Here is a 21,910-nt window from a genome sequence, read left to right on the forward strand (position 1 = left end):
AAAATGTGTACAAGAGATTGGATTGACCTGATCAGTTAATTTTCCGGATTGGTATAAGTTGCTAGTGTTTTGTTGATTGAGGTAGAACTTGTGCTTGCGCCAAATGCGATAACTTTCATGATGTGACCTTTCTGTAATTCCGTTAAGTGGGATTAGAATAACGTAGTAAGAAAATGTAACCATCACAAGAAATGAACGGACTCATTCAAAAATTTCGAACGAGTCTCAAATAAACCAGTTCGCTCAGCAAAATGGGAAAGGAAGGGACTGAGCGGATAGTATTAATACATCGAGATTAAGCTTGGTTTTGTAGCTCAACCCAAAGGTCATTAACGATGGTGCGGTCTGCTGGTGTTAGTTCAGAGCGAGCGTCGTCTAGGCTCTGTTCAATACGAGCTTTTACTTCAGCCACATCTTCAATGCCTTCGTCTTCACATGAAGCCACTGAAAGAGAAATATGACCACGTAAGTAACCACCAGCAAACAGTTCATCGTCTGATGCGTTTTCAATGCGAGCATCAATTACTTCAAGTAGTTTTTCTTCAAATTCGATAATCATAATATTCTCTTATTTCACAATAAATTGGCTAGTACATAAAGGTTCTACATCGTAGAAGCTGCGCAATGCTTCAGAGAGCATTTTTACTCGAGGCGGAAGACCAGCGTCAAAGATACCCATGACTTCACTGTGTACTTTATTCATAAAGGCCAAACGATCTGGCTCAAAATCGCCGTGTAGATTGTCACAGCTGACATTAAAAGGAAAGCCCGCACTCATCGCAATTATCCATTCATACGCTTGTGGGCGAATTTCTACTTTTTCAAACTCAGCTTGAACCGCCTCAGTTCGACCATCAGGCTCATACCAATAGCCAAAATCTTCCAACAAACGACGCTCAGGACCAGCGACACACCAGTGTGCTATTTCATGAAGTGCAGACGCGTAAAAGCCGCGAGCAAATACGATACGGTGATGAGAAATCTGTTCATCGGCTGGCAGGTAAATAGGCTCGTCTGCACCCAGTTCGAGCTTGGTATTGTAGCTATCGAAAAAGGTTTGATTGAAAATATCGATGATGTCTGGGTATTGGTGCGTCATAAAATCAAATTTAAGTGAAAAGAACGGGGACATTTTGCGTTTTTTTCAGCGCTCGGTAAAGCCCTATCACGAGCAATGGCATTGGGTTGCCCCCAATACTTTACCGTGACAATCGATTGCTGATCCCAGATTACACCACTTTTAGGTGAATGATTAGTTTAGCTAATCTGAAATGCTCATTCACGGTACAAATATTCATTCGTCAATCGCCTGTTTTACTACTACACTCGCGCTTCATTTTTATATCTCCAAGGCCTATAAGACTCCAATTTATAGACCTAAATAATAGAGCTACAGCAATGCTACTAAGTGTTTTGTATATCATTGGCATCACGGCAGAAGCCATGACCGGCGCTCTCAGTGCAGGCAAACAAAAAATGGATTGGTTTGGTGTAATGTTGGTTGCGAGCGCAACGGCAATTGGCGGCGGTACAGTACGCGATATCTTACTTGGCCATTACCCTTTAGGTTGGGTTGAAAACCCTCAGTATCTGGCCATCACCTGTATAGCAGGTGTTATTACAACCGGGTTGGCGAAATGGGTTATCAAGCTAAAAGGTTTGTTTATTCGCTTGGATGCCTTAGGCCTAATCGTATTCAGTATCATTGGTACCAAAGTAGCGATGACCATGGGTCTGCACCCGATGATTTGCATGGTATCGGCATTAGTGACAGGTGTCTTTGGTGGTTTGTTACGTGACCTTATCTGTCGTCAAACACCATTGGTGTTACATGAAGAGCTGTATGCCTCTGTCGCACTTGTCGCTTCAGGTTTGTACCTAGGTTTGCTTGAGCTTGGCATCAACGACGTCACGGCGACAATTGTGACGCTTGTAGTTGGTTACTTGCTGCGCATGGCGGCTGTAAGATTCAAATGGAGTTTGCCTTCGTTCCAGCTTGATCCTGAAAGTTCAGTGCATTAATGGATTAAGAGCCTTAAGCTGCTAGCTGTCTTTAATGACGATAGTCGCTAACCGGACGAATAATCCTGCTAATGTGAAAAAGGGTTACTTCATTACGAAGCAACCCTTTTTTGTTTCTACCAATTCTATTCTAAATAAAAAGAAGCAGAATTAGATTTGTGGTGTTTCAGTTGTCACACCAAAGTTTTGACCACGATGACGTAGCAAGTGGTCAAGCAGCACGATAGCCAGCATTGCTTCTGCAATAGGTACCGCACGGATGCCAACACATGGATCGTGACGACCTTTCGTGATTAGCTGCGTTGCTTCACCATCTTTCGTGATTGTGTCACCAGGTACAGTGATGCTTGATGTTGGTTTAAGCGCAATGCTTGCCACAATATCTTGACCAGTAGAGATACCACCTAAGATACCGCCAGCATGATTGCTGCTGAAACCTTCTGGAGTTAATGGGTCACGGTGTTCACTACCGCGTTGATTAACAACATCGAAGCCATCACCAATCTCAACACCTTTCACAGCGTTAATGCTCATTAGAGCGTGCGCGATGTCAGCATCTAGACGATCAAAGATTGGCTCACCAAGGCCTACTGGCACTTTAGTCGCAACCACTTGAATCTTCGCACCGATCGAGTTGCCTTCTTTTAGCAAGTCACGAATCAGTTGATCAAATTCTGGTACTTTGTCGGCATCTGGACAGAAGAAAGCGTTGTTTTCAATCTCGTTCCAATCCACTTTATCAATTGAGATATCACCCATTTGAGAAAGGTAAGCTTGGATTTCAACACCAAATTCTTGTTTTAGGTATTTCTTCGCAATTGCACCTGCAGCAACACGCATTGCAGTTTCACGAGCTGAAGAACGACCACCACCTCGGTAATCACGCACACCGTACTTTTGATGGTACGTATAGTCAGCGTGGCCAGGGCGGAACTTGTCTTTAATTTCGGAATAGTCTTTAGAGCGTTGGTCTGTATTTTCAATCAATAGACCAATAGAAGTACCCGTAGTTTGGCCTTCAAATACACCTGATAAGATTTTCACTTCATCCGCTTCACGACGAGCCGTTGTATAGCGAGAAGTACCAGGGCGACGACGATCCAAATCTCTTTGAAGGTCTGCTTCGGTAATTTCTAATCCTGGTGGGCACCCATCTACGATACATCCTAGTGCGATACCGTGACTTTCTCCGAACGTGGTCACGCGGAAATGTTGTCCGATACTGTTTCCTGCCATTACTTCCTCTAAATCAGCTATTGAGCAGAAGGTTTGATTCCTAAACCGACTGGCTAATAGCTTTACTTGTCTATTCTTCGTGAATTCATAGTGGCTTTATTACCAAATGATGTAAACCCCAAAAAACGAACAATTTTAACTTTCTATTACATAAGCCGAATGAAACGAATAACAGAAGAAAATGAGTCGCGCTTGAAAAGAAGTGTTTTATGATATGTAAAATGCAAAAAACCCGACAACTCGGAGAGTTATCGGGTTTCTTTAAATAATGGCACGCCCTGAAGGATTCGAACCTTCGACCACCTCCTTAGAAGGGAGGTGCTCTATCCAGCTGAGCTAAGGGCGCGCTACAGGAACGAATTATACGAATTCGAATCAGTAAAGCAACGGCTTTATGTAACATTCTGATCTAAGTGGGTAAAAAAAGGCCAACAAACATATAAGTGTTGGAAAATAGAGCAAAGCAAACGTTTGCTTGATGGTAATCAAAAAGATTTTCTGGAATAATGCGCCAAAAACATCAGCCACTAACTTGAATATCAATACTAAGGAAATTCATGACTGCTCAAAATATTGATGGAAAGCTAATTTCTCAAACGGTTCGCTCCGAAGTTGCTGCACGTGTAAAAGCTCGTACTGAAGCTGGATTACGCGCTCCGGGCCTAGCGGTTGTTTTAGTGGGTGAAGACCCTGCTTCTCAGGTTTACGTTGGAAGTAAGCGTAAAGCGTGTGAAGAAGTTGGCTTCGTATCTAAATCTTACGACTTGCCAGCCACTGCGACAGAAAATGAACTATTAACATTGGTAGACCAACTGAACGAAGATCCGGAAATTGACGGTATTCTAGTTCAACTACCTTTGCCTGCTGGTATTGATACTACTCACGTTCTTGAGCGCATCACACCAGAAAAAGACGTTGATGGCTTCCACCCATACAACGTAGGTCGTTTGGCTCAACGTATGCCTAAGTTACGCTCTTGTACGCCTAAAGGCATCATCACGCTGCTTGACCGTTACAACATCGGCTTACGTGGAAAACACGCGGTTGTGGTTGGCGCATCAAACATCGTAGGTCGCCCAATGACGCTAGAACTTCTTCTAGCAGGTTGTACGACAACAACATGTCACCGCTTCACCAAAGACCTTGAAGGTCATGTACGTCAAGCCGATGTTGTGGTGGTTGCCGTTGGTAAGCCTAACTTCATTCCTGGTGCTTGGATTAAGAAAGGTGCTGTTGTGGTCGATGTTGGTATCAACCGTTTGGAATCTGGCAAGCTCGTTGGCGACGTTGAATACGATGTGGCTAAAGAGAGTGCAAGCTTCATCACACCAGTACCGGGTGGTGTAGGTCCAATGACAGTAGCGAGCCTAATCGAGAATACAATGATCGCTTGTGAACAATTTCACTCAAAGTAACTCGCAGCGACAGTATGAATAAAATGAAAAAGCCGTAACGTGAAGAACGTTGCGGCTTTTTCTATGCTTTTCACTTTTGATACTAAGCTACTCACTTTTAATATAGAGCGACTCGCTACTTATCTGGAATATCGGTTTTTTCTGTCTGTTCAGAAGGTGGTAGTAAGCTAACGATCTCACAATCGGTGGATGCTAGTTTTTCCAAGTCAGAACCTTGTGTCACTAAGCGAAAATCACCGTCGGTAATCACCCCAAGAGGAATCGCTTTAGGGTACAGAGCCTTAAACTCGTTGAGATCAAATGCTTCTGTTAAGCCTGTGCTCTTAATTTGGCTGCCTTGAGCCATTAGTGAATTCAATTTGGAATACGTCACGCCTTCAGAAAACAGACTTCTATTTCCATCGCGGTTCACTTGATGCCTTTCATGTTTATTCTCTGAGGATTCAAGCTCAAACACTTTATTCTCTCCAAACTCGTCTTGATAGTGCATGCTAACTAACGGGTTGGTTTGACGATACGGCGATACAATCATCGCACGCCCTATTCCATCCAAATCAAGATTATTTTCAGCGTGGCTCGAAGCTGGATTACCAAAATAGACATTCAAGTTATCCATGCGCGCCAAGCGAATGCTTTCCCAGTTGGTATCGGCAAGCACACTGTTAATGTTATGTGTCGCCAGTACTTTGGCAAACTGCCGTGCAAAGTGAGTCGCACCAAAGAATACAACCCCTTGTGCCTTCTCCTGGGTCACACCTAACTTCCTTGCCCACCAACTGGCAGTGAGACTCTGAATCACAACCGTACCGATGATGACCAAAAACACCATTGGCACCAACAGGTCTGCGCCTTCGATTAATTGCTTTTCTTGAAGCTTGATTGCAAACAGAGAAGAAACTGCGGCAGCGACGATCCCGCGAGGCGCTATCCAACTCAAAAACCATTTATCTGCCGAGCTGAGATCCGTGCCGATCCCGCTGATCCACACACTCAGAGGACGAGCCACCAGCATAACGACCGCTAATAAGCCAATACCCCCCCAACCTATCGAGAGGAAAGTCCCTGAATCAAGTCGACTCGCCAGTAAGATAAACAGTGCTGAGATAAGTAACACAGTTAAGGTTTCTTTGAACTCAATAATATCTTCAAGATCCAACCCTTTCACGTTAGCAAGCCAGATACCCATGATGGTCACGGTTAATAGACCAGACTCTTCACTCAGGTCATTAGAAAAAGAGAACGCCGCCAACATCAACGTCAGGACAGCCACGTTACGTAGATAATGCGGAAACCAGTGCCCTTGTAACATCTTAGCAATCAGGTGACCGCCAATACTGCCGAACCCCAAACCAATCGCTAGAGTCAGCCCCAAAGCTGAAAGTACATGCCCAGTAGGATCGGCAGAAGAGACAATGTATTCATAAACAAGAACAGCAAATAGAGCGCCGATAGGATCAATAATAATCCCCTCCCATCGCAAGATACTGCCTAAAGAGGATTTGGGCTGAATACTACGTAGCATAGGTACAATTACCGTAGGGCCAGTGACAACCACCAATGCCCCAAACAGTGCCGCTAACGGCCAACTGAAATCGACAAAATAATAAGCCCCCATCACGATGCACGCCCATGTAATCAACATGCCGAAACTCACTAAGTGAGTCACCATCCGGCCATGGCCTCTGATTTCTTTGAAATTCAGAGTTAATGCACCTTCAAACAGAATGATAGCAACACCTAACGAAATCAGCGGAAATAGAACATCACCGAAAATAACATCGGGATTAAGGATAGTTAAACCGGGACCTAGCAACAGGCCAACGATAAGAAGAGGGAGAATCGCGGGAAGACGCAAACGCCAGCCAAGTAGCTGACAAGCTAAAGACAAGAGTCCAATTAACGCCAAAGAAGAAGTAATCGACAAATCCATTTGTGCCCCTAAAAGGTTTGCACCACACCCTGTGGTACAAACTATTCAATGAAATAAGAAAGCCTACGTTCTTACACTATAGGCTCTCTTTTTCACGCTAACCGAATATTATTGTGATTAATCAGTCACTTTACTATAGGGGGAGTAAAGTCATGATCAGTTAACTATAGAGAAAGTACAACACCAGCAATAGCAGCACTCATTAGGTTAGCAAACACACCTGCACAAATTGCTTTGAAGCCATATTGTGAGATGAAAGAGCGACGCTCTGGAACTAAGCTGCCCAAACCACCGATAAGAATCGCCATGGTAGAGATGTTAGCAAAGCCGCATAGAGCGAAAGTTACGATCGCTTGTGAGTGCTCACTTAGCGCCTCTTTAGCATCCATTAGTTGGATGAAAGCCACGAACTCGTTCACGACAATCTTGTTACCGATCAATGAGCCCGCAACCACAGCCTCAGACCACGGCACACCGATCAGCCATGCAACGGGTGCAAACACATAACCTAGGATAAGTTCGAAGCTTAGGTTTACGCCAAACCAGCCGCCAACGATACCTAGCAAGCCATTCAGCATTGCAATCACACTGATAAAGGCAAGAAGTGTTGCACCCACCGCAACGGCAATACGAAGTCCAGACATAGCCCCATCTGCCATCGCCTCAACTACGTTTGTTGCTCGTGGAATTTCTACATCAGACTCAATATTTTCTTGAGCGTCATTTGGGCTGCCAGGTACTAAGATTTTAGCCATCAATAGGCCGGCTGGTGCAGACATGAATGCCGCAGCGATCAGGAAGTTTAGGTCAACGCCAAGCGATGCATAACCCACTAGCGTACCACCAGCTACAGACGCCAAACCACACACCATCACAGCAAACAGTTGTGAATCTGTCATGTGTTTTAAGTAAGGCTTAACCACCAATGGCGCTTCAATCATGCCGACAAAGATATTGGCAGTCGCAGACAGTGACTCCGCACGACCTGTGCCCAAGAACTTTTGTAGTGCGCCACCGATAAGGTTGATCACCTTTGGCATAAAGCCGATGTGGTACAAACCAGAGATCAGTGCAGAGAAAAAGATAATGATGCCAAGAACATTAATCGCGAAAACAAATCCGTTATTAGTTAGGCCACCAAATAGGAAGTTAATCCCCTCTTGACCGTAGTTGATCAAGCTAGATACCGCACCCGTGGCTGCATTCAACGCTTCTTTACCCATTGGTACATACAGAACCAATAGCGCGAATGAGATTTGTAATAAGAAAGCCAAAGAGACTGTTCTTAGTGGAATATTTTTTCTGTCCGTAGATAGTAACCAAGCGGCAACTAAAATAGTGATAATTCCAAGTAGGGAAGCCATGTGCGTCAACCTAAAAGTTGTAGGTAGGAAAGGCGACGCATTCTATAGAGGAAATCGTTTGCGGCAAGCTGAGGTTGTTAATGTGATGTTGGGGTAATCACGATTTAACTATGAGTATAATTAAGTTATTGAATTTTAATAATTAACTTTGATTAAAAAGCGTACTTTTTCCATATGGAAATTATATTTATAGATTAGGAAACAGTTAGCGATGCAGTTCAACGCAAGTTTTGAGGTTTTTGTCCCAATACGTCGGCGACCCGATATGATCTTTAATGAACTCAATCACTGCCGAAAGCTTCTTCGGCATATTCTTTCGGCTCGGGTAAACGGCATAGAATGGCATCAGCTGACTGGCTCTCCACTCTGGCAATACTTGAATGAGCTTGCCCGTTCTAAACTCTTCTTTCACTAAGTAAGTCGCCAAATAAGCAACGCCCCACCCTGATACTGCCGCGTCTCGTACTGCCTCAGCCAAATCGACTGAGTAATCGCCCGCGACTTTGACGCTGAGGTTTTCTTGCCCGTTGTCAAACGCCCACGATGTGTAATCTCGTTCACGGCTGCGATAGATAAGACAGTTATGGTCAATCAAATCGGAAGGTACATGTGGCGTCCCAGCCTTAATCAGATAATCCGGTGACGCAGCCACCACAAACTGACTGTCGGCTAATCGCTGCGCAATGTAACCTTCAGGCAAATCTTCATTGTTGGTGATCCAGAGATCCAAGCGCTCTTCAATCATGTCCACCTTATAGTCGAACAAGTGGACCTCGATTCTCAACTGAGGATAAAGCTGTCTGAGTTGATCAATCGCCGGAATGATATGGAGTGTGCCAAATGACTGCGACAAACCGACGCGTAGTATTCCAGAGATATCATCGCGCTGGCTATCCATATCCATCTGAGCTGCTTTCACCGTGTTAAACAGCTGCTCACAATGTTGATAGAATACGTCTCCCGCTTCAGTCAGCGTGAGGCTTCGTGTGGTTCGTTGTACCAACTTGATGCCGATTGAGTCTTCAAGCAAAGCGACTTGCTTACTGATATGAGACACCGAAACGTTCAAGCTTTTTGCAGCACTGGTAAAGCCTTCGTGCTTGATCAGCGCATGGAATATCACCATCTGTGCAGCTCTATCTGTTAGCACAAGATCACCTTATTAAATCTCTGAAATATAAAATCAAAAAGGACTCCGAAGAGTCCTTTAGTTCGTTCTGCCTATGATAGGCCAAATGCTATTCAAAGCGACTTAGGTCTGTTAATCAAACTTAATTCTGTCGGCTAGGTGGCTTACTGCCAAAGCAAAGTAGTAAGAACGATTCCACTTCATTAACACATTGTAGTTGTTATAAATGAGGTACGAACGTCCGGTTTCATAATCCGGCATGATTAACCAAGCTTTAATGTCTTCATCAAGTGTTGGCAGTGGGCGATCGTCATAGCGTTTAATACCGAGTTCAGACCACTCTTTTAAGTATTTCGCTTTGTCTTCGTCTCGACCTTGTAAATCGATCGACACAGTTGACGGAACATGAACCTGACGACCCCAAGTATATTTGTCATCCCACCCTGATTGGCTGAGATAATTGGCCGCCGAAGCAAATACGTCTTCTTCAGTGCCCCAAATGTCTTTCTTGCCATCACCACTGCCATCAGCGGCGTAAGCTAAGAATGAGCTTGGCATAAACTGAGGTTGACCCATCGCACCAGCCCAAGAGCCTTTCATCTCTTTTGGTGCAATATGGCCTTGATCAAGAATCTTCAATGCCGCCATCGCTTCGCTACGGAAGAAAGCTTCTCGGCGTCCTTCATAAGCCATGGTCGTTAGGGCGTCGATAACACTGTAATTGCCCGTGAACTTACCAAAATTACTCTCAACGCCCCATAGCGCGACAATGAATCTTGGTTGAACACCATATTCATCACCAATACGCTTTAACGCGGTGTAATGCTCCTTGTAGAGTGACCTTGCTTGCTTCACTTTCCAATCTGGAACCGCTCGTGGAATGTATTCATCCAGAGTCAGTTTTTTCTCAGGTTGGTTTTTGTCGGCTTTTACCGCTCTTGGCTTAAACGTTACACCATCAAAGGCTTCATCAATGATCGCTTCAGAGATGCCTTCTTCACGGCCTTGTTGTTTTAGTTTTTCTACATATTGCTCGAAGCTCAGTTCTTCAGCTTGTACTGAACTTATGGTCAGGCTATTACCCAATAGTAATGCCGACACAGCCAATATGGTTTTCGAAAATTTACTCAACGATCACTCCTCCTTGAATTGAGGTGGCTATCACTCTTCGTCTTGAGATTTCTGTTGAGCTTTACGCTCTTTATGAAGCTCAAGTTCGTTAACTGGTGGTGGCGGAACCTGTAAAAAGAAACCATCGGTATTCAGTGATTCTTTCACTTTTTCGATGTTTACTTGAGCCAGTTTACGGCCATCCATTTTAATTACCATTACAAAACTAGGTTTACCAAACATTTGCATCAATGCGTCAGGAACTTGTGAAAAATCATCCTTCTTAGGGATATAAAGGTATGTTCCTTCTTTCTTTGAGCTTTTATATATAGAACACAGCATGACAAACCTTTTAATTGATTATGACTACAAAACTCTCACTTGCGAGATCAATAGTTTATGTTAGGGAAATATTGGGAACAAAACGTCCATTTGACAACAAGATTACTTGCTGTGCTTGGTTTGGGAATATAACATGATAAACCTAGTTTCAGGCAATGCCCTTTATTTTATTGATAAAGAAATTGTACTAATCCGCTATTGAGGTCCTGTAGTTTTTCGATGTCTAGTAACCCAGATCTAAAAGGTAGCAGCTTTACGCTATCTGTTTTGCACTTATCCGATAATCAAGTCGAAAATGCAGTCTCTTTTCTTCAAGAGAAAGTAGACCAAGCACCTACGTTTTTCGCTGCCGCACCTGTTGTTATCAACATCAGTAAAGTCGCGGGCGATATCGATTTTGTGCAACTTAAAAATGGTATATCTCAAGCGGGCATGATCCCGGTTGGTGTGGCAGGCTGTTCTGATAAGCGAATGCAAAACCTCGCTAAAGAAGCCGGTTTTGCAGTGATGACGGCAAGCAAGTCGCCATCTCAAGCTCCAGCGAAAATGGCACCAATCAAAGTGATTAGAACCCCTATTCGTTCTGGTCAGCAGGTTTATGCGAAAGATGGCGATCTATTGATACTCAGCCATGTGAGTGCAGGCGCGGAAGTGATTGCCGATGGCAGCATCCATATTCATGGCACTTTACGCGGCCGTGCGATTGCAGGTGCAAGTGGTCAAACTGAAGCAAAAATAATTTGTAATGACTTACAAGCCGAGCTGGTTTCCATTGCTGGAAATTACTGGCTCAGCGATCAAATTGAAAGCGAGTACTGGCAGAAGAAAACCATGTTCAGTATGGCAAACGATGTATTACACGTTGATGTCCTCGCAATATAAGAGAAATAAAAGGAAAACAGAATGGCACGCATTATCGTTGTAACGTCAGGTAAAGGCGGGGTAGGCAAAACGACCTCCAGTGCAGCTATTGCCTCGGGTCTGGCTTTAAAAGGAAAGAAAACCGCAGTTATCGACTTTGATATCGGTCTGCGTAACCTAGATTTAATCATGGGTTGTGAGCGTCGTGTTGTGTACGACTTCGTTAATGTTATCAATGGTGAAGCGACGCTGAACCAAGCGATGATCAAAGACAAGCGCACAGAGAACCTGTTCATTCTTCCTGCTTCTCAAACTCGTGATAAAGACGCACTAACAAAAGATGGTGTTCGTCGTGTATTTGATGAACTGGATGAAATGGGCTTTGATTTCATCATCTGTGATTCTCCTGCGGGTATCGAACAAGGCGCTCTTATGGCGTTGTACTTCGCTGATGAAGCGATTGTAACCACCAACCCAGAAGTCTCTTCAGTACGCGATTCAGACCGTATTCTAGGTATTCTTGACTCTAAATCTCGTCGTTCTGAAGACGGCTTAGAGCCAGTGAAAACACACCTTCTATTGACTCGCTACAACCCAGCACGTGTAACTCAAGGTGAGATGCTCAGTGTTGAAGACGTTGAAGAAATCCTGCACATCTCTCTACTGGGTGTAATTCCAGAGAGCCAAGCGGTACTGAACGCATCGAACAAGGGTGTTCCAGTTATCTTTGACGAAGCAACCGACGCAGGTATGGCTTACAATGATACTGTAGAGCGACTACTGGGTAGCCAAGTTGACTTCCGCTTCTTAACGGAACAGAAGAAAGGCATCTTCAAACGACTGTTCGGGGGCTAATGCACAATGTCATTATTAGAGTTTTTTAGACCACAGAAAAAGACAACCGCAAACCTAGCCAAAGAACGTTTGCAGATCATTGTTGCCGAACGACGCAGCCATGACGACCCAGCGCCGTCTTACCTGCCGCAACTAAAAGAAGACATCTTGAAGTGTATTGCCAAGTACGTTGAGGTCGATCCATCAATGGTTGATCTGACTTTTGAACACAAAGATGACGACATCTCAGTGTTAGAGTTGAATGTTAAGCTTCCAGAAGAAGATCGATAATCTTTCTGAACAAGATTGGCAGGTAATACACTTGCTTGTATTGATTGAATAAAAAAGAGAGCCTAGGCTCTCTTTTTTGTATGTGCAGTTTATAACTGTAACTAAGTTAGGCTTTAAAGCAGCAAGCGGTTATTTGATCGCTTTACTCAGCTTTTCGCCAACCACATCTAAACGCCAGCCTTGCATAACATCAGGCAGCTTTTCTGGGTTACGATCGTGCTTCCACACCCAGCTTAACATTTGGTTAAGTTGCTTCTTCGATGCCAAGAATTCCGTCGCCAAACCACTGTGTTGTGATGCTGTTTTCACTTCATCTTTCAGCACTTTGAAGAGTTGCTTGTAGCCAGGGAAGTCCATTAGACGTTCTACTGGTGCTGGGTACTCTTCTTCTGGTGTATGTTCCGCTAACTTTACGATTGAGCTGATCTTCGCACCATGGCGACGCACAGAGCGGTAATCAAAACCCTCTTGCTCCATGTGCTTGGGATCTTTCATCGCAAAACGCGCCACAGCCCATAGGTCTTGTTCTTTGAAGACAAAGTTCAGCGCTAAATCGCGCTTGATTGCTTCTTTTAGACGCCAAGTTGCTAGAGGTCGTAAGATCGCTAATTGCTTAGGTTTAAGCTGCCACGCCCCTTTAATATCAAGGTAGGCTGTATCTGGGTTTACTTTACGAATGCGCTTGGCAACTTGTAAATCAGACTCTTGCTGAGCCGCTTCCCACCAGCCAGCTTCCATCACTTTTTCTAGAAGCTTGTTGTACATTGGCATTAGGTAATGCACGTCTGCTGCTGCGTAGTCCAATTGTTTTTGAGAAAGCGGACGCGCTAGCCAGTCTGTGCGAGATTCACTCTTATCGAGATCGACACCGACAAACTCTGAAACCAGAGCAGCAAAGCCCGTTGATAAACCATGACCTAAGAAAGCCGCCATGATCTGTGTATCAACCATTGGTGTTGGTGTACAGCCAAATGCGTTCTGGAACACTTCCAAATCTTCACCGCACGCGTGCAGCACTTTCAATACTGATGCGTCTTTCAACAAGGTAACGAACGGTGTCATGTCATCAAGAGCAATAGGGTCAATCAGTGACAGCGTTTCACCATCAAATAACTGAATCAAGCCTAATTGAGGGTAATAGGTTCTAGTACGAACGAACTCCGTATCAAGCATAACGACATCGGCTTCACGTGCTTGTTGGCAAACTCGCTCAAGGTCTTTCAATTGGGTAATGATTTGATAATCCACAAAAACTCTCACAGGTTTCTATTTGATCGCCGGATACAAAAATGCCGACATTAACTGTCGGCATTCTAACACCATTTTTCAGCGCTCGCTTAGATTAAGCGCCTCAATGGTTTTGGTGCAGTACTTTCGCGCAAACGGGCTAATTATTCGCTAGCGCGTTTCGCAAGTTCTGCATCGTTTTCTTCACGCAGTACGCGGCGTAAGATCTTACCTACGTTAGTCTTTGGAAGATCATCTCTGAACTCGACTAATTTAGGGATTTTGTAACCCGTTAAGTGCTCACGACAGTGCGCGATAATGTCTTCTTTGGTCAGGCTAGGGTCACGCTTCACAACGTAGATCTTAACCAATTCACCAGACACTTCATGAGGTTGACCGATAGCTGCTACTTCAAGCACTTTACCATGCAGAGCCACAACGTCTTCAATCTCGTTCGGGTAGACGTTGAAGCCTGATACAAGAATCATGTCCTTCTTACGGTCAACGATGTACAACAAGCCTTCGTCATCAAACTTAACGATGTCACCTGTCGATAACCAACCGTCTTGATCGATCACTTCTTTGGTCGCTTCAGGGCGCTGCCAGTAACCTTGCATCACTTGAGGGCCACGAACTTGTAGCTCGCCTACTTGGTCATTAGCAATAACCTTACCTTCATCATCAACAATACGAACTTCTGTCGATGGTACTGGTAGGCCGATAGCACCTGTGTAGTCTTTCAGGTCGTATGGGTTACCCGTTACCAGTGGTGAACACTCAGTTAAGCCATAGCCTTCCAATAGGTGAATGCCTGTCGCTTTCTTCCATTGCTCAGCAACAGCGCGTTGAACCGCCATGCCGCCGCCAACAGATAGGCGTAGGTTACTGAAATCCAACTCGTGGAAATCTTCGTTATTAACTAGCGCATTAAACAAGGTGTTTACGCCGGTAATTGCGGTAAACGGAACCTTTTGCAGCTCTTTGATAAAGCCAGGAATGTCACGAGGGTTAGTAATTAGAAGGTTACGACCACCCATCTCAACAAACAGTAAGCAGTTCACCGTCAGTGCAAATACGTGGTAAAGCGGTAATGCCGTTACAACCAACTCGCGGCCTTCTTGCAGAACAGGACCGTAAGCCCCTTTCGCTTGAAGTACGTTCGCAATCATATTGCGGTGCGTTAGGATTGCGCCCTTCGCTACACCTGTTGTACCACCAGTGTACTGTAGGAACGCGATGTCATCACCCGCCATGAACGGTTTCACATATTGAAGACGACGACCTTTGTGCAGCGCTTTTCTGAATGAGATAGCACCCGGCAGATCATACTTAGGCACCATGCCTTTTACGTATTTCACTACAAAGTCGACAATTGTCCCTTTCGCGCGTGGCAGCATTTGCCCTAGGCTAGTTAGAACAACGTGTTTAACCGGCGTGTTATCAACGACTTTCTCTAGCGTGCTCGCAAAGTTAGATACGATAACAATCGCCTTTGCACCAGAATCGTTCAGTTGATGTTCAAGCTCACGAGGTGTGTACAGTGGGTTGACGTTCACTGCAATCATACCTGCACGCAATACACCAAATAGTGCAATTGGGTATTGCAGTAGGTTTGGCATCATTAGCGCGACGCGATCGCCCTTCTTCAGTTTCAAGTCATTCTGTAGGTAAGCGGCAAAAGCACGGCTGCGCTCTTCAAGCTTACGGAATGTCATAATCGAGCCCATGTTCTCGAATGCAGGTTGGTCCGCGTACTTCTGTACCGACTGTTCAAACATTTCTACAAGAGATGGGTACTGATCTGGGTTGATCGTTTCTGGTACGTCACTTGGATAACGTGAAAGCCAAGGTTTGTCCACTATGTTACTCCTCGTTTATCAGCTGACGACTGCTTCGCCGCTTTTTATCATTGCGGTATTACAGCACAGCTTTAGTGCATGAGCACTAAAAGGCTCAAACACTTGTTTAAATTTTGTTAACTACACCAAGAATTAGCTCTGAAACTAGCTCCGGGCTCTCTAAATGGCAATGATGTCCGCCAGGAACAGTCTCTATATTCAGAGAACTATGGGCTGATTTGTAGCGATTATGCTGCAAATGTCGGAATCCATCATTTCCTAAAACTATTAATTGAGGGCATTCAATAGCCGCCATGATCGCTTCAGCGTGCGCCTGTGACATTCGATATAACGAGTCACATTTTAGGTTAGGGTCGCATCGCCATTGCCAAGAGTTATCTAACTCGACAATTCCTCGCTCGACAATAGGAGCAATTAATTCAGCATTGATTTGATTGGCGTGAGCTCTCAGCTTAATAGCATCCTCAAGGCTTGCCAGAGGACGTGAAGGCTTTCTTCGCTGTCGAAGACGACTGAGTACCCCATCTCTCAAGCGAGAAACCGTTTCTTGGGGAGCTTCTGAAAGAGGTCCGTGACCTTCAATTTGAATTAATCCTGACACCTTTTCAGGAAAGGCGGCACTATAGCAACTTGCTATCAATGCACCAAGTGAATGTCCTACCAGTACCAGTCTGTTTGGCGATAATTTAGTCACCAACTGATGCAAGTCATCTATATAATCATGAAATGGGTAGTAACTTCCCGATTTGTGCGACGAGAAGCCGTGTCCGAAGAGATCGATAGCAACAAGGTGAGCATTGGGCGCAAACTTGGCGACTTGCTGCATAACCGGATTAAAGCTGGACGAATTATCCAACCACCCATGAATAAAAACGACCGTCGTTGCGGTCGTTTGTGGGTTGCCAATCTGTTGTGTTGCAAGCGTCCCGCTCGCAAGGGAGTATGACTTTTCAATCATCAAACACTTAGTTCCATCTGTTTGCGCAATCAACGTCTAAAAAGTTAATTACTCTACGTCCTGTATCACTCGACCTTGTCTTGGCATCGTTTGAAAACTGCGACAATGTAAACTTCTGCACGAGTAGTAGGTTGGTGCAAAATCGTTAACAACAACACGCTCAGTGATGTTCCACAGTCGTTGGTTGTCCACTTTCATCACAGGGAAGATGTAAGGGTATTCCCCTATTTTTCCATCTTCACTTCCGCTTGACTGACCAACCAGTGTAATCAGACGGCCTTCTGCAAAACTTAGAGGCTCAACATACCCTTCAATATAACCAACAAAACGTCCGCTTGGCTCTGCGTCTAGGTCTGGCTTACCGCTACTCGAAATCGGCATATTAGCAACTTCGATTCGAGTCTTATCTTTCAAGTTGGTTACTTTAGAGATAACGCCACCCAATCGAACACTTTTCGCCTCCGGTAGTTGGTCGACCCACTGTTGGTAATCACTAATTACAGGCTCTGATTTTGCTTCAAGTTCGCTAGGAAGTGATGAACACCCGGCAAGTACCAAGACACCAAGAGAAAGGGCTATTAAGCGTAATTTAGAGAGATAATTTGACATGGTTCTGGTCCTTAAACAGGCATTAATAAGAAGCTCTAGATGTAGATATCGACACCGATAAGCTTTGCAAGTTCTTCTTTCTTCGCCTGATTCATTACATCCATATACTCTTCCATAGCCTTACGTCCTCGGCCTTCTGGAAGATCATACTGGATTTGAGCCTTGTGTAGTTCAGACTCTTTAACTTGACGAATAGAGTGAAAAACAGCATTAGCGGCCTTAGTCGGTTGCCCAACCGCAGTGCTAGCATCAGATTTTTTTGCCTGCTCCTTCTTTTTAATTCGATTCGGCTTAGACGTGCTGCCTATCGAAGAAGGAGGTAAGTTGTTAATTGATACCATGACTAAATATCTGCCCTCTCAAATCTAAATAATACGCATTTAGACCTAATTTGCATCAGAACCTTGTAAAAATTATTCGCGACCTGGCAGTTTCTTCCAAGTCACTTTGTCACGAAGATAAACTGGCTCAGATTCTTCTGCTGCAACCGCTTTACCTTCTGCGTAAGCAAATTGAGCAAGGAACGCCATATCTTGAGCTTCTGGGAATAGCACTTCACACGCTTTGGTGTTGATCGCAAGTGTATCCATATGCTCGGCATAAGCTTCCCAGCCGGTACCGACTTTCGCCCATATTTCAGAATCTGCTTCTAACTGCGCAGCCAGTTCACTTGGTGGCGTTACACATTCGGCATCAACCGCAGTCCAACGACCATCTTGTTCGCGGCTGTAACGAGCCCAGTACACTTCGCTCATACGCGCATCAATCGCTGTTGCTACATGAGTTTCACCAAATTTACGGTAGCTGCCTTGCGCCATCGCTGCCAGTGTAGAGACACCAATCATTGGTAAATCCGCACCAAAAGCCAAGCCTTGAGCAATACCGATACCAATACGCACACCCGTGAAACTGCCTGGGCCTTGGCCAAACGCGATTGCGTCAATATCGGTTAAAGCGACATTCGCTTCTTTCAGTACTTCATCAACCATAGGTAGAATTTTTTTCGTATGGTCTCGAGGAGCCTCTTCGCTACGTGCGAACACCTGGTCACCCATTACTAGTGCAACTGAACAGTTTTCAGTTGCGGTATCTACTGCAAGAATTTTCGCGCTCATTCGTGTCTCAAATATTCGTTATCTAATCTAAAAATAATGGCTAAACTCAACAATGCCAATTACTCAGCAGCGGTTGAATGGTCTTTAGCTAAGAATTCTTTAATGATCCCTAAGTCACGGGTACGTGGGATAGGCGGTAAACTCGCCAAAAACACACCACCGTAATCGCGGGTCACCAAGCGGTTATCGCAAATAATTAAAGCGCCATTATCACGTTTATCACGTATTAATCGGCCAACACCTTGTTTCAAGGTAATCACTGCGTCTGGTAACTGTACTTGTGCAAAAGGATCACCCCCTTTCAGCTTACAGTCCTCGATTCGAGCCTTAAGTAACGGGTCGTCTGGGGCGGTAAAGGGCAATTTATCGATGATAACACAGCTTAATGCGTCGCCCCTAACATCTATACCTTCCCAGAAGGCGCCAGTGGCCACCAGCAATGCGTTACCTAATTCCATGAATTCGGCTAAGGTTTTTTGCTTACTTGTCTCACCTTGTAGCAGAACGGGAACCGAGAGCGTTTCACGGAATCGTTCCCCCAACTCTTTCATCATGCTGTGTGAGGTGCACAAGAAGAAACAGCGACCTTGGTTTTGCTCAATCACAGGAGTCAGCATTCTTACTAGCTTATCCGCTAAACCCGGGCTATTTGGTTCGGGAAGATAACGAGGCACACACAAACGCGCCTGATTTGGATAGTCAAACGGGCTTGGCAGTGAAAACTGTGCTGACGGTTTTAACCCGAGTCGAGAGGTGAAATGGTCGAAATCATCCGACACAGCCAAAGTTGCAGAGGTAAACACCCAAGCACCCGGTTTTAGCTCAATCTGCTCATGGAATTTATCCGCAACCGAAAGAGGCGTGATGTGCAAAGCAAAGTGGCGTGGCGTGGTGTCATACCAATAGGAATAACCGGTAATCGACACATCACACACACGTTCGATACGCGACTTAATCATGGTTGCACGCTCAAAAGCCGTGTCTAACAACTGGCTTCGACCCAATGCTAATTTCAATACATCCACAGCCAGTTGCAACGCATCTTGTAAACGCACGAGCTCTCTCGCAATCGACTCTGACTTCAATGCTTCACGCCAGTTACCACGAAAGCCGGTGTCGCCGAGCACAATGCGTAAATCGGCGGCTGATTGAATGAGCCTCTCGCCAACCTTTTGCAGCTGCCGCATGTCTTTGGCTTCAGTGCGGTAAGCGATTTCAATGTCTTTGGCTAGTTCTTGGATTTGTCGGCTTGATACTGATTGTCCGAAATACTGACTGGCGATATCGGGAAGTTGATGCGCTTCATCGAAGATAAACACATCGGCTTCAGGTATCAGCTCACCAAACCCGGTTTCTTTGATCGCTAAATCCGCGAGGAATAGATGGTGGTTTACTACGACAACATCCGAATCCATCGCTTTTTTACGCGCCTTAAGCACAAAGCAATCAGTGTAGCTCGGGCATTCTTTGCCTAAGCAGTTGTCGTTAGTCGAGGTAATGGTTGGAATAACTGGGCTATCTTCAGCAATATCATCGCAATCGCCTAAGTCACCAGTTTGAGTCGCCGAAGACCAGCTGCGCACTTTCACCAACTGAGCTAACAGCGTTGGATCGGTATGAGTGCCATGACTTTCGATCATCTGGCGACTGAGTCTGTCCAAACACAAATAGTTTGAACGACCTTTCAGCAGAGCAACCTGACCATAAAAACCAAGCGCATCGACCATTAATGGTAAATCACGATGAAACAACTGCTCTTGAAGGTTTTTCGACCCCGTACTGATAATAGTTTTCTTACCACTCAGCAGTGCCGGTACTAGGTAAGCAAACGTCTTACCGGTACCCGTCCCTGCCTCAACAACCAATTGGCTTTGTTGCTCAATGGCCTGTGAGACCGCCTCAGCCATGTCCAACTGAGCTTGTCGTGGTTGAAACCCAGGGATCGCTTTACCCAGAGCACCATCAGCAGAAAACGTTTTAGATATCATAGAGTACGTGGTTTAGAAAAATAGAAGGCGAATTATGGCAGGTTTAGTGAGCCGGTGCGAATCAGAAATAACTGCACACCGGAGGTGTCTATCGAATAGAACATAGCAGGCTAAGTCTTGTTAACCAACCTAGCCCAAAACAAATGAAGGGGTTGTTTAACTACTTGCGATTCAAGTAACGAGATAACCAAGACGCCCCAGAAAAACCGGAATCACTTGGTTGCATAGCTTTAGCAGCATCAGTCGGAGAAGCTTTGCTTTCCCACATTTCATCAAGAACGTTGCCGTCCACCTGAACATCACCAACTAATGAATTTACACGCTTACAATATAACTTTTTCGCTAGTAACTCTTTATCCATAAATGATCACCTATGCATGGCTGAAAATGTTGGCTCGCTCTAGTGGAACTTGACCGAGAATATCGGTTAAAACCGTCAGAAATCTAACCTCTACCTGAATTTGTTAAGCCTCTCAATTTATTAATCCCCTAAATGAACGGTAGATTTTGTTGAAACCAAATTGATAATAGATTAATTATAACGGTGATATTGCGGCTCAGTTCACCGTTCGACGGCCTGCATTAAATTTGAAGAATCCCGATTTCATATAAAAAAGTGCAACATTCATGGAAGTAAGATACAAATGGAAAGAAAAACTTTACTAACACATTGTACTGATGCCCCAGGCCTCATCTCGAAGATCACCAACATTTGTTACAAACACCAACTCAATATTGTGCACAACAATGAGTTCGTAGATAACACAAGTGGCCACTTCTTTATGCGCACCGAGCTGGAAGGCTATTTCAATGATGAAACCTTGCTTGCCGATTTAGACCAAGCCCTGCCACCAAATACGAAACGTAAGCTTGTTGATTCGTCTCGCAAGCGTGTTGTGATACTCGTGACCAAGGAAGCACACTGCCTTGGCGACATTCTAATGAAGAACTTCGATGGCAGCTTAGACGTTGAAATTGCGGCCGTTGTCGGTAACTACGACATTCTACAAAGCCTAACCGAGCGTTTTGACATCCCTTACCACCATGTTTCTCACGAAGGGCTAAACCGTGAAGAACATGAGAAGAAGATGCTAGAAGTGATTGACCAGTACGAGGCGGATTACCTTGTTTTGGCTAAGTACATGCGAGTGCTGACACCAGGTTTTGTTGAAAAATACAACCACAAGATCATCAATATCCACCACAGCTTCTTGCCAGCATTTATTGGCGCGAAGCCATACCAACAAGCGTATGAGCGCGGCGTGAAGATCATTGGCGCAACGGCACACTTTGTGACGAATGATTTGGATGAAGGTCCAATCATCAAGCAAGATGTTATCCCTGTGGATCACAACTTCAGCGCGAAAGACATGGCACAAGCCGGTCGTGACGTAGAGAAGAATGTATTAAGTAAGGCGTTAAACAAGGTGATCAATGATCATGTGTTTGTTTACGGCAACAAGACTGTAATTCTGTAAATCGGATATTCGATTTCCGGTAAGACTTCCAGTTAGAACCCAATAAAAAACGCGCAATAGGGAAAGCCCATCGCGCGTTTTTTGTATCTGATGATCAGACTCGCTTTGAGAGATTCCCGACTACGCTCCTTCGTCGCTATCG

At 44.8% G+C, this 21,910-nt stretch carries 22 protein-coding genes, 1 tRNA gene and 1 pseudogene; 6 read left to right on the forward strand and 18 right to left on the reverse strand.

The window, feature by feature from the left end; all coding sequences use genetic code 11:
• Positions 1 to 53: 53 nt before the first annotated feature.
• The 3 genes and pseudogenes from AB6E54_RS21495 to AB6E54_RS21505 form a co-directional block, all read right to left on the reverse strand.
• Positions 54 to 119, reverse strand: a pseudogene (locus AB6E54_RS21495) (NADPH-dependent FMN reductase); the annotation flags it as partial.
• A gap of 176 nt (positions 120 to 295) precedes the next feature.
• On the reverse strand, positions 296 to 559 hold the full coding sequence (locus AB6E54_RS21500; protein ID WP_372099958.1) for a YfcL family protein: 264 nt from the start codon (positions 557 to 559) through the stop codon (positions 296 to 298).
• 9 nt (positions 560 to 568) lie between these two features.
• Entirely contained in the window at positions 569 to 1,099 is a 531-nt protein-coding gene (locus AB6E54_RS21505) for an elongation factor P hydroxylase (RefSeq protein ID WP_372099968.1), read from the reverse strand.
• Between the two features lie 299 nt (positions 1,100 to 1,398).
• Here AB6E54_RS21505 and AB6E54_RS21510 point away from each other — a divergent pair, with 299 nt between their 5' ends.
• Positions 1,399 to 2,022: a trimeric intracellular cation channel family protein gene (locus AB6E54_RS21510; protein WP_017062358.1), complete on the forward strand. Its 624-nt coding sequence runs from the start codon at positions 1,399 to 1,401 to the stop codon at positions 2,020 to 2,022.
• Between the two features lie 150 nt (positions 2,023 to 2,172).
• Here AB6E54_RS21510 and aroC read toward each other — a convergent pair whose 3' ends face one another.
• Together aroC and AB6E54_RS21520 are read right to left on the reverse strand one after the other, a co-directional pair.
• Entirely contained in the window at positions 2,173 to 3,258 is a 1,086-nt protein-coding gene (aroC, locus tag AB6E54_RS21515) for a chorismate synthase (RefSeq protein WP_017062360.1), read from the reverse strand.
• A gap of 269 nt (positions 3,259 to 3,527) precedes the next feature.
• Positions 3,528 to 3,604, reverse strand: a tRNA-Arg gene (locus AB6E54_RS21520).
• Positions 3,605 to 3,815: 211 nt separating this feature from the next.
• On the opposite strand from AB6E54_RS21520, the gene folD reads away from it, so the two are divergent.
• Complete coding sequence (gene folD / locus AB6E54_RS21525) at positions 3,816 to 4,673, forward strand: bifunctional methylenetetrahydrofolate dehydrogenase/methenyltetrahydrofolate cyclohydrolase FolD (RefSeq protein WP_372106374.1); 858 nt, start codon at positions 3,816 to 3,818, stop codon at positions 4,671 to 4,673.
• Positions 4,674 to 4,788: 115 nt separating this feature from the next.
• Here the strand turns inward: folD and AB6E54_RS21530 are convergent, their stop codons facing one another.
• The 5 genes from AB6E54_RS21530 to AB6E54_RS21550 form a co-directional block, all read right to left on the reverse strand.
• Positions 4,789 to 6,603: a cation:proton antiporter gene (locus AB6E54_RS21530; protein ID WP_372106376.1), complete on the reverse strand. Its 1,815-nt coding sequence runs from the start codon at positions 6,601 to 6,603 to the stop codon at positions 4,789 to 4,791.
• 164 nt (positions 6,604 to 6,767) lie between these two features.
• Positions 6,768 to 7,967 carry a NupC/NupG family nucleoside CNT transporter gene (locus AB6E54_RS21535; RefSeq protein ID WP_017063422.1) on the reverse strand — a complete coding sequence of 400 codons (1,200 nt, stop codon included), beginning with the start codon at positions 7,965 to 7,967 and terminating at the stop codon, positions 6,768 to 6,770.
• 205 nt (positions 7,968 to 8,172) lie between these two features.
• On the reverse strand, positions 8,173 to 9,093 hold the full coding sequence (locus AB6E54_RS21540) for a LysR family transcriptional regulator (protein ID WP_017063421.1): 921 nt from the start codon (positions 9,091 to 9,093) through the stop codon (positions 8,173 to 8,175).
• A 135-nt stretch (positions 9,094 to 9,228) separates the two neighbouring features.
• The gene (locus AB6E54_RS21545; protein ID WP_372106378.1) at positions 9,229 to 10,227 is read right to left on the reverse strand and encodes a lytic transglycosylase domain-containing protein; all 999 of its coding nucleotides are present in this window, start codon (positions 10,225 to 10,227) and stop codon (positions 9,229 to 9,231) included.
• Positions 10,228 to 10,257: 30 nt separating this feature from the next.
• Positions 10,258 to 10,548 (reverse strand): YcgL domain-containing protein, encoded by a 291-nt coding sequence (locus AB6E54_RS21550; protein WP_017062372.1) that lies wholly within the window; start codon positions 10,546 to 10,548, stop codon positions 10,258 to 10,260.
• 219 nt (positions 10,549 to 10,767) lie between these two features.
• Between AB6E54_RS21550 and minC the strand changes: the two genes are divergently transcribed.
• Genes minC through minE form a run of 3 tightly spaced genes read left to right on the forward strand, consistent with a single transcriptional unit; the run spans position 10,768 to position 12,534 of the window.
• Positions 10,768 to 11,430, forward strand: coding sequence for a septum site-determining protein MinC (gene minC, locus AB6E54_RS21555; RefSeq protein ID WP_372106379.1), 663 nt, complete (start codon positions 10,768 to 10,770; stop codon positions 11,428 to 11,430).
• Between the two features lie 21 nt (positions 11,431 to 11,451).
• Entirely contained in the window at positions 11,452 to 12,264 is an 813-nt protein-coding gene (gene minD / locus AB6E54_RS21560) for a septum site-determining protein MinD (RefSeq protein ID WP_009848498.1), read from the forward strand.
• Positions 12,265 to 12,270: 6 nt separating this feature from the next.
• Positions 12,271 to 12,534: a cell division topological specificity factor MinE gene (gene minE / locus AB6E54_RS21565; RefSeq protein WP_010436847.1), complete on the forward strand. Its 264-nt coding sequence runs from the start codon at positions 12,271 to 12,273 to the stop codon at positions 12,532 to 12,534.
• 129 nt (positions 12,535 to 12,663) lie between these two features.
• Here the strand turns inward: minE and rnd are convergent, their stop codons facing one another.
• The 8 genes from rnd to AB6E54_RS21605 form a co-directional block, all read right to left on the reverse strand.
• Positions 12,664 to 13,782, reverse strand: coding sequence for a ribonuclease D (rnd, locus tag AB6E54_RS21570; protein ID WP_017062374.1), 1,119 nt, complete (start codon positions 13,780 to 13,782; stop codon positions 12,664 to 12,666).
• Between the two features lie 143 nt (positions 13,783 to 13,925).
• A complete protein-coding gene (gene fadD, locus AB6E54_RS21575) occupies positions 13,926 to 15,620 on the reverse strand; it encodes a long-chain-fatty-acid--CoA ligase FadD (protein WP_017062375.1) in 1,695 nt (564 codons plus the stop codon).
• Positions 15,621 to 15,726: 106 nt separating this feature from the next.
• Complete coding sequence (locus AB6E54_RS21580; RefSeq protein ID WP_372106505.1) at positions 15,727 to 16,578, reverse strand: alpha/beta fold hydrolase; 852 nt, start codon at positions 16,576 to 16,578, stop codon at positions 15,727 to 15,729.
• 48 nt (positions 16,579 to 16,626) lie between these two features.
• The gene (locus AB6E54_RS21585) at positions 16,627 to 17,187 is read right to left on the reverse strand and encodes a Slp family lipoprotein (RefSeq protein ID WP_017067373.1); all 561 of its coding nucleotides are present in this window, start codon (positions 17,185 to 17,187) and stop codon (positions 16,627 to 16,629) included.
• A gap of 35 nt (positions 17,188 to 17,222) precedes the next feature.
• Entirely contained in the window at positions 17,223 to 17,528 is a 306-nt protein-coding gene (locus AB6E54_RS21590; RefSeq protein ID WP_372106381.1) for a chromosome partitioning protein ParA, read from the reverse strand.
• A gap of 72 nt (positions 17,529 to 17,600) precedes the next feature.
• Positions 17,601 to 18,302, reverse strand: coding sequence for a tRNA (adenosine(37)-N6)-threonylcarbamoyltransferase complex dimerization subunit type 1 TsaB (tsaB, locus tag AB6E54_RS21595; protein WP_171732101.1), 702 nt, complete (start codon positions 18,300 to 18,302; stop codon positions 17,601 to 17,603).
• A 59-nt stretch (positions 18,303 to 18,361) separates the two neighbouring features.
• Entirely contained in the window at positions 18,362 to 20,290 is a 1,929-nt protein-coding gene (locus AB6E54_RS21600) for an ATP-dependent DNA helicase (protein WP_017079482.1), read from the reverse strand.
• A 160-nt stretch (positions 20,291 to 20,450) separates the two neighbouring features.
• Positions 20,451 to 20,651: a hypothetical protein gene (locus AB6E54_RS21605; protein ID WP_372058226.1), complete on the reverse strand. Its 201-nt coding sequence runs from the start codon at positions 20,649 to 20,651 to the stop codon at positions 20,451 to 20,453.
• A gap of 283 nt (positions 20,652 to 20,934) precedes the next feature.
• On the opposite strand from AB6E54_RS21605, the gene purU reads away from it, so the two are divergent.
• A complete protein-coding gene (purU, locus tag AB6E54_RS21610) occupies positions 20,935 to 21,768 on the forward strand; it encodes a formyltetrahydrofolate deformylase (protein ID WP_136978848.1) in 834 nt (277 codons plus the stop codon).
• Positions 21,769 to 21,910: the final 142 nt, after the last annotated feature.

Source organism: Vibrio sp. 10N.247.311.49 (assembly GCF_041467655.1).
In the GTDB taxonomy this organism is placed as follows: Bacteria; Pseudomonadota; Gammaproteobacteria; order Enterobacterales; family Vibrionaceae; genus Vibrio; species Vibrio crassostreae_C.